The sequence below is a fragment of the Ruegeria sp. BJ6 genome, from assembly GCF_056537885.1.
Map to the genome: position 1 here is coordinate 175,265 of NZ_JBQFSG010000006.1, position 12,767 is coordinate 188,031.

Here is a 12,767-nt window from a genome sequence, read left to right on the forward strand (position 1 = left end):
GAGAACGAATATGTGCGACGTTTGCGTAATGAATTCTGTCAAAGACCGGATGCTGTCTCGTCGGTCCTTTTTCAGGGCCGGTGGCATGATGGCGGCGGGGGCCGCTCTGGGTGCGGTGACAGCACCACCGGCGATGGCGCAAGGACATGGAGAGGTCGTGGACATGACACATGTCTACGACGCCGACTTCCCCACCTATTTCGGCGCACCGGGGATCGAGACCACGCAAGGTTTCAATCTCAAGGAGCACGGTTTCAACCTGCTCAATCTGGCGGTCAACGAACACACCGGGACCCATATTGACGCACCGCTGCATTTCTCGGCGGACGGCCAGTCGGTTGACGAGATTCCGGTCTCGAACCTGATTTGTCCGCTATGCGTTGTGGATATTGTCGCACGCGCCGCCGAAGATGCCGATGCGCAGGTCACGCCAGACGACCTGAAGGCGTGGATCGACGCCAATGGTCCGATCCCCGATGGCGCCTGCGTGGCGATGTATTCAGGCTGGTCCGGAAAAACCGGTGGCAGCGACTATCGCAATGCCGATGCAGAAGGAAAAATGCACTTCCCCGGTTTCCACGTCGAAGCCGCCCAGATGCTGATGGACGATACCGGGGCCGTGGCGATAGCGGTTGATACACTGTCACTGGATCACGGGCCTTCGGCGGATTTCGCGACACATTATGCGTGGCTGCCAACAAATCGCTATGGCATCGAAAACCTCGCCAATCTCGACAAGGTGCCCGCCAGTGGCGCGACACTGGTTGTCGGCGCTCCGACGCATCGCGGCGGGACAGGCGGCCCTGCGCGCATCTTTGCCATGGTGTGAAATCGCATAGTTTTCGCGTGGGCTATGGGTTGAGTGACTAAACCAACGCCTTCGCGAAAACCAACATTTCTGCCGCAGATTTGCACCTGCTGCACGGCTGCTATTCCCAATCACGGCTGGCTGGCGTTGCCATGGGCGCGTAAACGGAACCCGCAAGCACATACGCCGCCCGAGGTTCAGGACATGGCACAATCGACAACACACCGTTCCCCCGTCATCACCCTGTTCGCACTTGTTGCGGACATCTTCGTGGGCATTTTTGATGCGCTTACCCGAATTGGCGAAGCGAACTCGAAGGTGCGCCAGATCAAGGCGCTGTCCGACATGAGCGACGACGAGCTGGCCGCCCGTGGTATGCGGCGCGAGGATATCATCCGGCTGGTGATGGCGGACGTCGTCTGAACCGGCCATCCCGCCGCCAAAGGCGGCGGGACCAACCGTCGTTTACATCCCGGCGATGGCTTTTGCCCCTTCGGCATAGGCCGCTTCGCACAATTCAAAATCAGCATCGGTCAGGGCAAGAGACGGATAGGTCTTGCCCGCCGCCTTGAACATGCCGTTTTCCATGAGAACCGCATTGAACTTCGTCGCCCTGGCCGTGTCCGAGCCAAAGACGTCGCGATAGTCGCGGATATCTCCGGTCGTGAACACGATCTCGAACAGGGTCGGGTCGCCAACGATCCGGTGGGCGATGCCCTGCCCGTCAAGCGCCGCCTTCGCCATGTCCATCAGACGCTGACCATTGGCCCGCAGCCGGTCGTATTGCCCGTCGCGCCGCAGCACTTCCATGGTCTTGAGGCCCGCGACGGCGGCGACCGGGTTGCCTGACAGCGTACCCAGTTGCATCAGCCACTTTTCCGCGCCGACCGCGGCCTTGTCGAAATGCGCCATGATATCGGCACGCCCCGCGATGGCCGCCAGCGGAAAGCCCCCGCCGATGATCTTGCCCAAGGTCGCAATATCCGGCGTGACGCCGTAAAGCTCCTGCGCCCCGCCATAGGCAAAGCGAAACCCCGTCACCACTTCGTCAAAGATCAGCACGATGCCGTATTTGTCGGCCTCTTCCCGCAGCAATTGCAGGAAGCCGGGTTCAGGCGGGATGATCCGCTGCAACGGCTCGACGATGATACCCGCGACGTCCTTGCCGTGTTCCGCCAGCAGCGACCGGATGTAATCGGGATCGTTGAACGGCGCGATCAGCATTTCCGACCGGACGCTTTCCGGAATTCCGGCACTGTCCGGCACCGCCTGCGGAAAATTCACCATCTTCGCGGGCGCAAGGCTCATCTGTGCCTCGGCGCTCATGCCGTGATAGCCGCCTTCGAATTTCACGATCTTGTCCCGACCGGTGAAGGCGCGCGCCAGCCGGATCGCATACATGTCCGCCTCGCCACCGGACGAGACATAGCGCACCTGTTCCGAACAGGGAACGGCAGAGCAGATTTCCTCGGCCAGCTCGATGGCACGGGCGTTGTTGGCAAAGAACGTCATGCCCTTTGGCATCTGTTCGGCCACCACCTCCAGCACCTCGGGATGGCCATGGCCCAGCAGCATCGGGCCGGACCCGATCAGCAGATCGACATATTCCTTGCCGTTTTCGTCCCAGACGCGGCTGCCTTTGCCATCGCGAACGAAGATCGACGGGTCGAAATTGCCAAACCCGCCACCCGGAAGAACCGTTCTGGCCCGTTCCGCCCAATCGGTCTGTGTAAGGATTTTGTCCATGGGTTTTGTCCTGTTGCCGTGTGGATTTTCAATTTTGACCAAAAAGTCAAAAATCAGTCAAGGATCATATGCGGCGCCGAAAGCGCCTGCCGGTCGGGCGCCACGCCAAGCCCTGCGCCCGTTGGCGGTGCAATCCTGCCTGCGTCCCGCACCGGCCCGTCTGGCGCAAGCCGGGGCGAGACATAGCCCGACAGGTCACAGACATTCATCAGGTGCGCCGGATCGGTCGTAACCCCCAAATGCAGCAGCGCGGCGGTCGTGATGTCCGACCCCCAAGTATCTTCAATGCACATCTTCGCCCCCAGATGCAGGCAAAGATCGCGCGCGCGCCTTGACGGTGACAGCCCGCCGAATTTCGACAGCTTGATCGCCACCGCGTCCATGCATCCCTGCCGGTGCCCTGTCAGCAGGCTTGCAGTGTCATGGGCGTTTTCGTCCAGCTTCATCGGCAATCCGGTTGCGGCGCGGACCCGCGCGCAATCCTCGATCGTGGCGCAGGGCTGTTCCAGCATGACATCCAGATCAGCCACCGCGCGCCCGACCCGTGTCGCATCCAGCGACGAGGCCCCGCAATTCCAGTCACCGTAGACCAGCGGCCCGTCACCCACCGCCTCGCGCACCTGCCGGAGCCGGGCAACATCGGCCTGCCAGTCGCCATCGGCACCCAGCTTGACCTGAAATTGGGTCATGCCCTTCGCCAGCGCGTCACGCGCGATCCGCGCCATTTCATCCGGCGCGACGCAGGTAATGGAGTGATAGAGGGGCATAGTTTCAGCACGCCGCCCCCCAAGCAACGTGTGAAGAGGCAATCCCGCCGCCTGACCGGTCAGATCCCACAGGGCTATATCGATGGCGGATTTGGCATAGACATGCCCTTGCAGATGCCGGTCCAACCGCGCCATCAGCGCCTCGGGACCAATCGGATCGCCCCCCAGCAGCACCGGCGCCATCTCTTCTATCGCCGGGGCGACACCGCCTGCATAAGCGGGCAGGTAATGGGGGATCGGACAGACCTCTCCCCAACCGGTCAGCCCTTCGTCGGTGTCCAGGGCAACGATCACGGTATCGACCGTATCGCAGGTCTTGCCGTCGGCCATGTAATAGGGCTGGTGACTGCTGAGCGGCACGTGCCACAGGGAAACTCGGGTGATCTTCATGGATGTCTCTCAGGGATGGGGGACAGGAGGGATAGGGGCGTTGCCCCCTTCTTGGCCTGCGGCCAATTCACCCCCCAGTGTATTTCTGGCCAGATGAAGGGGCGGATCATCGCGTGGCCTCATAGGTTGCGACAGGTGGGCCAAGAGCATCTTCGTCCGGGTGGACGCCAAGGCCGGGTGTTTCGGGCAGGATCAGGTGACCGTCCTGATTTCTTGGTCCGCGGCCGCCTGCGATATCGGTGCTCAGCATGTCCTGACAGGCCCAGACGCCAAGGCGGTTGTGATCAGGGATGGTCGCAGCCAGATGCAGCGCCTCGGCATCGGCCAGAACCGAGCCGCCAGTGGCCATGACGAACATGTCGATACCATGCGCCAGCGCGATATCCCGCATTCGCGCGGCCTTGGTTAGTCCGCCGACGCGGTTCAGCTTGATCCCGAACACCTCGGCCAGACCGTCACGGGCGACGCGGGCAGCATCCTGAAGCGTCACCAGGCATTCGTCCACACTGACCGGGGCGGCATGCAAGGCGCGGATGGCGGCGATATCGTCCAGCGTTTCGCCGGGCTGTTCGAACATCACACCCAGATCCTCGGTCGCCTTCATCACCCGCAACGCCTGTTGCCGGGTCCAGGCGCGGTTGACGTCATAGAGGATGCGCTCGCCACGGGGGCGGTGCGCCTCGACATCGCGTATGCGCTCGATATCGCGCTCCACATCGCCGCCCACCTTGACCGAATGCACCCAGTAGCCACGGTCGCGGTAACGCTCCATGACGGCGCGGGTCTCGTCGACGGTCTTGGCCCCGACCGACGAGGCGATAGGGGCAGGCGTGCGCGATCCGCCGCCCATCAGATCGGCGATCGGCAGGCCCGCCGCCTGCCCGGCGATGTCCCAGCACGCCATGTCGATCGGCGATTTGGCATAAAGGTGCCCGGGCAGGGCCAGATCCATCGCGCGCTCGACCTCGAGCACCTTGCGCGGGTCCAGCCCCAGCACGAAAGATGCCATCGTCGCGATCCCGGCGCGGATGCCCGGACCATGTGCCGGGACGTAGGTATGGCCCCATGGCGTGCCTTCGCCCCAGCCAGTCAGCCCCGCATCGGTTTCGACCTTGACGAAAGTCGCGTCCAGCACTTCGAATTTCAGCCGCCCGCCGGACAGCCAATAGGGGTGCTCCAGCGGCAGGTCGGCATGGTAGACCGAAATACGGGTGATTTTCATGAGGTGAACTCCGCAATTGGGGGGCCGAGGCTGTCGAAATCAGGTGTCACGCCCAGCCCCGGCGTGTCCGGAGCATACAGTTTGCCGCCTCGCGCAATCGCCCCACCCAAACCGGTCGAGCGGGTGTTGTAGTTCATCAAATCGGTGGTGTTGTGCAGGTACTCGGTCGGCGTCGTGGCGGCGAAATGGGACAGCGCGGCCGTGGTGATCTCGCCACCCCAAGTGTCCTCGGCGACCACGGGAATGCGGTTTTCGACCAGATAGTCCCGCACCCGTCTGGCCTTGCTGAGACCGCCAAGGTTCGAGATTTTCAGGCAGACCAGTTCGGCCGCATGATCGGCCACGATCCGCTGCGCCATGGGCATGCCGGTGACGCATTCATCCAGCTTCATCGGCAGGTCAGTTCGGGCGCGCACCTGCATGCATTCCTCGTAGGTGCGGCAGGGTTGTTCTAGGATGTAGTCCAGATCCCGCGTGGCGCGCGCCACGCGCAGCGCATTGTCGACGCGCCAACCCTGATTGGCATCTGCCATTGCCTTTTCGCCTGGCTTGAGAAGCGGCACCGTCGACCGGATACGCTCGATATCCGCTGCCCAGTCGCCACCGACCTTGATCTGGAACTGGCGGTACCCCTGTTCACGGTACGCGTTCATTTCAGCGACGGTCTCTTTGGTGCCCTTTTGCGGCGCGACCCGGTACATCGGCGCCCCATCGGTCAGTTTGCCGCCCCACACCGTATAAAGCGGCGCGTTCAAGGATTGCGCCAGAATATCCCAGCAGGCCGCGTCGAAGGGCGACTTGGCATAGCCATGCCCCTGCACCAGATGGTCCATGATCTGTTCGATACGCGCCACATTACGCGGGTCCTCGCCCAACAGATGCGGCGCCACCAGCCGGGCCAGCGCAGACACACCTTCGGAATGGGCCACCATGTAGTTTTCACCACAGGGCGTGAATTCGCCACATCCCTGCAAACCGGCGTCGGTGTCGATCACCACGACCGAGGCGATGGCCGTTTCGATGGCGTTGCCCGCCCCCCAGACATAGGCCCCGCCCACATAGGGAAGGCCAGTCTGAAAGATGCGGATACGGGTGATTTTCATGCGGCGTCCATCTTCGGCAGATCGGCCATCCCCTCGCCCCGCCACAGGACAAAGGTCAGGATCGGCTGGTCCGAAGTGATCATGGCATGGCTCTGCCAACTGGCATGGACCCGTGTCTGGTCTTGCCCCACCAACGCCTCGTTACCTTCGATGCGGAACATCGCACCGCCTGCAAGGGTCAGGTACAGTTCCTCTGCCTGATGGCTGTGCCAGTCATAGTTCAGGCCCGCACCCCAATAACCTATGTAACCGCGCAGCTGGGTCGAATGGAAATGTCCGGTGGGGCCAAAAAGCTCATAATACCCATAGCGTTGCAGGAAGTCTGCCCCGACTTCTTCCTCGGTATAGGTCCGTTTCCAATGCGCCAGATGCGTCGTCGCCCTGACGGCATCGATCAGCGCCTGCGTCCGCCCGGTTCCGGGGCGTTCAAAATCCCTCACCAGGTCCGCCGCCGGAACCGCGCAGGGTTGCAGGTCTGTCGCGGACAGATCGGTGGGCCAGGGCCCGAATTCGGAAAGAGCCGAGTGTGACTGATGCAGGCGCTGCGCGGCTGCAAGAACGTCGTCCAGTGTCATGGGATCACCACAATGTTGCCGGTATGTGTCTTGTCGATAAATGCCTGCTGCGCCTCGCGCAGCTCGCTCAGCGGATAGGTCGCCGCCAGAACCGGCTGCAGCTTACCCTGTTCGATATAGCGCACGACATTTTCGAACACCTCGGGTGGCAGAACGGTCGAGCCGGTAAAGGTCAGATCGCGCAGGTAGAACGTGCGCAGATCGAACTCGACAATGGGTCCGGCAATCGCACCCGAACAGGTATACCGCCCGCCGCGTTCCAGAATTTCGATCAACCGGGGCCAGTAATCTCCACCGACAACATCCGCGACCACGGTGATCTTTTCATCGCCCAGCGCCGCACGCAGGTCACCCGGCGCGCGTGGCAGAATGCGATCCGGGCCAAGTCGGGCCACCTCGCCCTGCTTGGCCTCGGACGCCATGGCGATAACCCGCGCCCCGCGCAATCTGGCCAGTTGAACCAAGGCACCGCCCACGCCGCCGGACGCTCCCGGAACCAGAACGGTATCTCTTGGCCCGACACCCGCCCGTGCAAGCATCCCTTCGGCGGTTGTGTACGAGCAGGAAAAGGTGGCCAGTTCGGCATCCGACAAAGGCGTTTCCACCGCCGCCACCCCGCGTGCATCCGCCACCGCGTATTGCGCGAAACCACCGTCGCATTCCGACCCGTAATAACCCGTCCTGTCCATGTTCTCCGGCTCGGACCAGTCGCGCAGCCAACCATTCACCATGACACGCCGTCCGATCAGACCCGCATCCACGCCGTCACCAACCGCCTCGACCGTGCCCACGGCATCGGCCCCCTGAATGCGCGGAAAGGTCAGGGGTCGGCCGCCCCATGTCGGGTCCTCTTCGGCAACCTCTTCATAGGCGCCGCCGGTGGTCGCCTCGCTGACTGCTTTGGAATACCAGCCCGATCGGGTGTTCACGTCCGTATTGTTCAGCCCACAGGCACCCACCCGGATCAAAACCTCCATCGGTCCCGGTTGCGGGGTTGGCCAATCCTCATGCCATTCGTATTTGTCCAGACCACCGTGTCCGGTCAGGACCATAGCCTTCATCGTTGCGGGAATAGTCATTGTTGCGCTCCTGTTGCGGGTATCGGGGGGCGCTGCCCCCGCCGCGCTTCGCGCGTCTCCCCCGGAGTATTTTGGAAAAGATGAAGCTGTGGTTTCATTCCGCAGGCTCCATGGCGACGTCCGCCCTTGGCAGCAGGCTCTGCGGGTCATAGGCGGGTTCGCCCAGAACGCGCCCCTTACGTGGCTGTCCCGCGATCACAACCTCGATCTGCGTCCCCGGCACGTTGGCGTGCGGTTTGACATAGGCAAAGGCAAGGATCTTGCCGACGGTGTGACCATAGGCAACCGAAGCGGTCGAGCCGACCACCTTGCCCTCTAACAGCACCGCCTCACCGCCATGGCCATCCTCGACCCCATCCGGTTCGATCTCCAGATAGGCGCAGACCCACGGCAGATCGGTGTTCAGGGTCTTGTCTTTGCCCAGGTAGTCCTTGTCGGTGCGCGCAAAGCGCAGAACATCCGCCTCGGCAAGTGTCACCTCATTGGTCAACTCACCAGCGCCCTTGAAGCCTTTTTCCATCCGCAACGCGTTCATCGCGAAGGAGCCATAATCAGTGATCCCATGCGCCTCACCCGCCGCCCAGAGCGCATCATAGACCGCCAGCGCGCTGTCGCGCGGGATATGCAACTCCCATCCCAGCTCCCCGGCATAGGACATGCGGAACGCCCAGAGTCTGCGCCCGGTCACCTCAATCTCCTGCGCGGTCAACCATTTGAATCCGGCATTGCTCAGGTCCGCATCGGTGCAGGCGGCCAGAACCTCGCGCGCCTTTGAGCCGTTCAGGCTCAGCGCCGCCCAATCGTTGGATCGCAGGATGATCCGGGCATCTTCATCCGCGCGCTGGTGGTTCAGATGATCCAGCAGGCGCTGTTCGAAGAAGGCCGCGCAGACAAGGTAATAGCGCTCTTCGTCCAGCTTCACGACCGTGGTTTCCAACTCGATCCGGCCACGGCGGTTCAGCATATGGGTCAGAGCGATGCCCCCCACCTTTTGTGGCAGGCGGTTTGCGACCAGCCGGTCCAGCAGCGCCCCGGCACCGGGTCCCGTCACCTCGACCTTGGTAAAGGCCGAGATGTCCATGATCCCCACAGCCTCGCGCACGGCCTTGCATTCAGCCCCGACCATGTCGTGCACCACGTTGCGGCGGAACGAGTAGTGATCGCGCTGTTCGACACCGTCTTTAGCAAACCAGCGCGGGCGTTCATGGCCATAAACCTCTTCGTAAACCGCGCCCTTGTCCTTCAGCCGTTCGTAGAGTGGCGAGGGTTTGATCGGACGCCCTTCCAGCCGGTTGAAATGCGGGAATGGAATCTCGTGGCGCAGCTTGTAATCCTCATGCGCCTTGGTGACCTGCCAGCCCTTGGTTGCATAAGCCCCGAACCGGCGCGGATCGTAGTCGCGCATCGAGATATCCGCCGCCCCATGCACCATCCAGCGCGCCAGTTCGCGGGTCAGACCCGGCCCCCAGCCGATGCCGATTTGCGTCCCGCAGCAGCACCAATAGTTCCGGACTCCAGGCGCAGGTCCGATCAGCGGGTTGCCATCCGGCGGGTGCGAAATCGCACCGTGCACCTCGCGCTGAATGCCCAGATCGGCAAAGATCGGCATTCGATTCAGGCTTTCCTCAAGCCACGGCATGATCCGGTCGTAATCGGCGTCGAACAGCCAGTTCTCGTAATCCCATGGGCAATGATCGTGCCAGACGGAATTCGAGTTCTCTTTCTCGTAAATCCCGATCAGCCCGCGCTTTTGCTCCATCCGGATATAGCCGGAAACTTTCTTGTCATCGCGGATAACCGGCAATTCCTTGTCCAGCCCCTCGAACTCGGGCACCGGCTCGGTCACGAAATAGTGGTGCGTCATCGAAGTCATCGGCAGTTGCAGCCCCGACCACTCGCCCATCTGACGGGCATAGGTACCGCCTGCATTCACCACATGCTCGCAGCGGATCGTGCCCTTCTCAGACTCGACCACCCATTCGCCGTTTTTGGCCTGCGTGATGTTCGTCGCCCGGCAATGACGGATGATCCTCGCCCCCAGCTGACGCGCCCCGGCGGCCATCGCCATGGTCACATTGGTCGGGTCCACGTGGCCGTCATCAGGTGTGTGCAGCGCGCCCAGCACGCCTTCGAGATTGTAGAACGGGTGCAGCTCGGCCACCTTTTCCGGCCCCACCAGTTCGATGTTGAAGCCCAGCGACCGACCCACCGACAGCGTGTGGCGCAGCCAGTCCATCTCGTCTTCGGTATAAGCCAGCCGGAAGGACCCGCAGCCGTGCCATGTCACTGCCTGACCTGTCTCGGCCTCCAATGCGCCGGAATACAGGCCAATGTTGTAATCCACACATTTGCCCAGCCCGAAGGAGCTAGTCGAATGGGTGATCTGACCGGCCGCATGCCACGTGCTGCCGCTGGTCAGTTCGGCCTTTTCCAGCAGGACCACATCGGTCCAACCTTCATGTGCCAGATGATAGGCCAGACCGACCCCCATGACACCTCCGCCCACGATCACCACGCGGGCCTGTGACGGCAGTTCCTTCCCGGACATGATTTTTCCTCTTCCCGAGTCGCGTTTCTGCTCGACAGGCTAATTCCACAAATGTACCATCGTCAATCATGAATGACACAAATGTATCATCATCCGTTCTGGATCGCCTGACCGAGGAATGGGACGCCCTCACGCCCGAGGCGCAGAAGGCCGCGCGCTATGTGCTGGAAAACCCCACGGATGTTGGGGTTTCAACGGTGCGCGAGATCGCCGAGGCCGCCAATGTCAAACCCAACACCTTCGTGCGCATGGCGCGGCAGGTCGGCTTTGACGGGTACGAGGATTTCCGCGCTCCCTTCCGCGAAGCGATTCGACAAGGCGCGGTGTCGTTTCCGGACCGCGCCCGCTGGCTGCAGGGCATCGGCAAGTCGGGGGAACTGGGCGGGCTCTATGCCGATATGGTCGGGTCCGCGATCCGCAACATCGAAGAAACATTTGCGGGTATCGACGCCGCACGCCTGAAGGCCGCCGCCGAAGATATCTGGAACTCGCGCCAAATCTTTACGCTGGGCGTCGGCGTCAACAACTCGAACGCCCGCAACTTCACCTACCTTGCCTCGACGGGGATGAAACAGTTCCACGCCATCCCCCGCCCCGGCTCGACCCCGGTGGACGATCTGGCGTGGGCTGACAAGCAGGACGTTCTGATCGCCATCACCTGCAAACCGTACCGCACCGAAGTGATCGAGGCCGTGAAGCTGGCCCGCGAACAGGGGCTGACCGTTGTCGGCCTCTCGGACAGCCCGGCCAGCCCGATCATCCTGAACGCCCATCACGGCTTTGTCGTCGCCGCCGACACGCCGCAATTTTTCCCGTCCTCCGTTTCGACCATCGCGCTGCTGGAAACGCTGCTGTCCTTCGTGATCGCCGTCTCCAGCGACGAGATCGTCGAGCGGGTGGAACGGTTTCACCAACGCAGACACCAACTTGGCCTCTACGCGGAGGAGCCCGAATGAACGCACCCCTGACCCACTCACTGGACGCCCGGTATTACACTGACCCAGCGATCTTCGAGCAGGAGATGCAGGGTTTACTGGCCCGAACGTGGCAATTCGCAGGACACGTCGCACAGGTGCGCGAGACAGGGGATTACTTCGCCTTCGAGATCGCCGGACAGAACCTCTTTTGCATTCGCGGCCGCGACGGAGAGATCCGAACCTTCTACAATGTCTGCCAGCACCGCGCGCATGAGATGGTGACGGGCGCAGGCAACACCCGCGTCGTGGTCTGCCCCTACCACGCCTGGACTTATGAGCTATCCGGTCAGCTGCGCGCCGGTCCCAACATCAAATCCGTCCCCGGGTTCGACCGCAGCGCCATCTGCCTGACCTCTGTCCGCACCGAGGTCTTCAACGGTTTCATCTTCGTCAACCTCGACGATGACGCCGCCCCGATGGACGAATGGTACCCCGGTGTGCGCGAGGAAATCCGCGCCTTTGTTCCGCATATCGACGATCTGGAACCGCTGGAATGGGTCGAGATTCCCGAAAACTGCAACTGGAAGGTCAGTGTCGAGAATTACTCGGAATGCTACCATTGCCCGACCAACCACCCGACCTTTGCCGAAGGCGTGGTCAAGCCCGAGACCTATGACATCCAGCCCGACGCAGGCGGCGGCTATGTCCTGCGCCACACGACGGAATGCCAAAGCCTCGACAAGATGACCTATCCCATCGATCTGTCAGTTCCTCATGCGGGCGACTATCAGTCGTGGTTCCTGTGGCCGATGTTCTCGTTCCAGTGCTACCCGGGCAATGTGCTGAACACCTATCACTGGCGCGCAGGTGATGCCGACCACTGCACCGTCTGGCGCGGCTGGTACACCGAGGGCGGCTCGGAAAGCGCGGTGATCCGGCAACTGGCCGTACAGGATCGTGAAACCACCGTCGAGGAAGACATCCGTCTGGTCGAAAGCGTCCACCGCGGCCTCAAATCCCGCGGCTATCGCCCGGGCCCTCTGGTGCTGGACCCCGGCTGTGGCGTGATGTCGGAACATTCGATCGCCCGCTTGCAACAATGGATGCGCGAGGGTGTGGAAACATGAAACCAACAGTCGCCACAGCCAAGAAAATTCTTCGATTTTTCTTGGTCCCGGAGCACCCGGAATGACCCGCCTTTCAGGTCAATGCATGTGCGGCGCAGTAACGTGGTCCTCGACCGGGACCGTGACGCGCCGTTTGTCCTGCCATTGTGGCGACTGTCAAAAGGCCACGTCCTCTCCCTTCACGACGTTTGTCGGGCTGGTCCCTGAAACCGTCGAATGGGTGGGTGAGGTCAACCATTTCGAAAGTTCCCCCGGCACCCATCGTGGCTTTTGCCCCAAATGTGGATCACGTCTGTATTTCAGGTCCGACAAATGGCCGGGCGAAATCCACATTCACGCGGCAACACTGGATGATGATGTAGGTTACGCCCCGGACGCCCATGTGGTCATGGGCAGCGCAGTTTCGTGGCTGCAGTTGTCGGATGACATTCCCAAACATCACAGCTTCCAGGCCGATCCCGCCATAGCGAACAAGGAGTAACCCC

12 protein-coding genes are annotated in these 12,767 nt (G+C 62.0%); 5 read left to right on the forward strand and 7 right to left on the reverse strand.

Annotation, left to right across the window (positions count from 1 at the left end; all coding sequences use genetic code 11):
* The first annotated feature begins 10 nt into the window (after nucleotides 1–10).
* Both ACR0D6_RS14325 and ACR0D6_RS14330 read left to right on the forward strand, forming a co-directional pair.
* Nucleotides 11–829, forward strand: coding sequence for a cyclase family protein (locus ACR0D6_RS14325; RefSeq protein ID WP_480765967.1), 819 nt, complete (start codon nucleotides 11–13; stop codon nucleotides 827–829).
* Between the two features lie 183 nt (nucleotides 830–1,012).
* A complete protein-coding gene (locus tag ACR0D6_RS14330) occupies nucleotides 1,013–1,231 on the forward strand; it encodes a DUF1127 domain-containing protein (RefSeq protein ID WP_480729705.1) in 219 nt (72 codons plus the stop codon).
* 42 nt (nucleotides 1,232–1,273) lie between these two features.
* On the opposite strand, the gene ACR0D6_RS14335 is transcribed toward ACR0D6_RS14330, so the two are convergent.
* From ACR0D6_RS14335 to ACR0D6_RS14365, 7 genes are all read right to left on the reverse strand, one after another.
* Complete coding sequence (locus tag ACR0D6_RS14335) at nucleotides 1,274–2,554, reverse strand: aspartate aminotransferase family protein (protein WP_480765968.1); 1,281 nt, start codon at nucleotides 2,552–2,554, stop codon at nucleotides 1,274–1,276.
* 53 nt (nucleotides 2,555–2,607) lie between these two features.
* Nucleotides 2,608–3,711, reverse strand: a complete 1,104-nt coding sequence (locus ACR0D6_RS14340) for a mandelate racemase/muconate lactonizing enzyme family protein (protein ID WP_480765969.1) — start codon at nucleotides 3,709–3,711, stop codon at nucleotides 2,608–2,610.
* A gap of 106 nt (nucleotides 3,712–3,817) precedes the next feature.
* Nucleotides 3,818–4,933, reverse strand: coding sequence for a mandelate racemase/muconate lactonizing enzyme family protein (locus tag ACR0D6_RS14345; RefSeq protein ID WP_480765970.1), 1,116 nt, complete (start codon nucleotides 4,931–4,933; stop codon nucleotides 3,818–3,820).
* Nucleotides 4,930–6,036 carry a mandelate racemase/muconate lactonizing enzyme family protein gene (locus tag ACR0D6_RS14350; protein WP_480765971.1) on the reverse strand — a complete coding sequence of 369 codons (1,107 nt, stop codon included), beginning with the start codon at nucleotides 6,034–6,036 and terminating at the stop codon, nucleotides 4,930–4,932. Before ACR0D6_RS14350 ends, ACR0D6_RS14345 begins: the two co-directional genes overlap by 4 nt.
* Nucleotides 6,033–6,611, reverse strand: coding sequence for a dimethylsulfonioproprionate lyase family protein (locus ACR0D6_RS14355; protein WP_480765972.1), 579 nt, complete (start codon nucleotides 6,609–6,611; stop codon nucleotides 6,033–6,035). Before ACR0D6_RS14355 ends, ACR0D6_RS14350 begins: the two co-directional genes overlap by 4 nt.
* A complete protein-coding gene (locus ACR0D6_RS14360; RefSeq protein WP_480765973.1) occupies nucleotides 6,608–7,690 on the reverse strand; it encodes an alcohol dehydrogenase family protein in 1,083 nt (360 codons plus the stop codon). The genes ACR0D6_RS14355 and ACR0D6_RS14360 overlap by 4 nt, the downstream gene beginning before the upstream one ends.
* 94 nt (nucleotides 7,691–7,784) lie before the next feature.
* A complete protein-coding gene (locus ACR0D6_RS14365; RefSeq protein WP_480765974.1) occupies nucleotides 7,785–10,238 on the reverse strand; it encodes an FAD-dependent oxidoreductase in 2,454 nt (817 codons plus the stop codon).
* 68 nt (nucleotides 10,239–10,306) lie between these two features.
* On the opposite strand from ACR0D6_RS14365, the gene ACR0D6_RS14370 reads away from it, so the two are divergent.
* The 3 genes from ACR0D6_RS14370 to ACR0D6_RS14380 all read left to right on the forward strand — a co-directional run bounded on the left by ACR0D6_RS14370 (nucleotide 10,307) and on the right by ACR0D6_RS14380 (nucleotide 12,763).
* Complete coding sequence (locus ACR0D6_RS14370) at nucleotides 10,307–11,194, forward strand: MurR/RpiR family transcriptional regulator (RefSeq protein ID WP_480765975.1); 888 nt, start codon at nucleotides 10,307–10,309, stop codon at nucleotides 11,192–11,194.
* Nucleotides 11,191–12,282: an aromatic ring-hydroxylating oxygenase subunit alpha gene (locus ACR0D6_RS14375; RefSeq protein ID WP_480729683.1), complete on the forward strand. Its 1,092-nt coding sequence runs from the start codon at nucleotides 11,191–11,193 to the stop codon at nucleotides 12,280–12,282. The genes ACR0D6_RS14370 and ACR0D6_RS14375 overlap by 4 nt, the downstream gene beginning before the upstream one ends.
* A 61-nt stretch (nucleotides 12,283–12,343) precedes the next feature.
* Entirely contained in the window at nucleotides 12,344–12,763 is a 420-nt protein-coding gene (locus ACR0D6_RS14380; protein WP_480765976.1) for a GFA family protein, read from the forward strand.
* Nucleotides 12,764–12,767: the final 4 nt, after the last annotated feature.

Bases quoted from the DNA above. Each gene is read 5' to 3' on its own strand.
- ACR0D6_RS14325 (WP_480765967.1), top strand. From the start codon at position 11: ATGTGCGACGTTTGCGTAATGAATTCTGTCAAAGACCGGATGCTGTCT.
- ACR0D6_RS14330 (WP_480729705.1), top strand. From the start codon at position 1,013: ATGGCACAATCGACAACACACCGTTCCCCCGTCATCACCCTGTTCGCA.
- ACR0D6_RS14335 (WP_480765968.1), bottom strand. From the start codon at position 2,554: ATGGACAAAATCCTTACACAGACCGATTGGGCGGAACGGGCCAGAACG.
- ACR0D6_RS14340 (WP_480765969.1), bottom strand. From the start codon at position 3,711: ATGAAGATCACCCGAGTTTCCCTGTGGCACGTGCCGCTCAGCAGTCAC.
- ACR0D6_RS14345 (WP_480765970.1), bottom strand. From the start codon at position 4,933: ATGAAAATCACCCGTATTTCGGTCTACCATGCCGACCTGCCGCTGGAG.
- ACR0D6_RS14350 (WP_480765971.1), bottom strand. From the start codon at position 6,036: ATGAAAATCACCCGTATCCGCATCTTTCAGACTGGCCTTCCCTATGTG.
- ACR0D6_RS14355 (WP_480765972.1), bottom strand. From the start codon at position 6,611: ATGACACTGGACGACGTTCTTGCAGCCGCGCAGCGCCTGCATCAGTCA.
- ACR0D6_RS14360 (WP_480765973.1), bottom strand. From the start codon at position 7,690: ATGACTATTCCCGCAACGATGAAGGCTATGGTCCTGACCGGACACGGT.
- ACR0D6_RS14365 (WP_480765974.1), bottom strand. From the start codon at position 10,238: ATGTCCGGGAAGGAACTGCCGTCACAGGCCCGCGTGGTGATCGTGGGC.
- ACR0D6_RS14370 (WP_480765975.1), top strand. From the start codon at position 10,307: ATGAATGACACAAATGTATCATCATCCGTTCTGGATCGCCTGACCGAG.
- ACR0D6_RS14375 (WP_480729683.1), top strand. From the start codon at position 11,191: ATGAACGCACCCCTGACCCACTCACTGGACGCCCGGTATTACACTGAC.
- ACR0D6_RS14380 (WP_480765976.1), top strand. From the start codon at position 12,344: ATGACCCGCCTTTCAGGTCAATGCATGTGCGGCGCAGTAACGTGGTCC.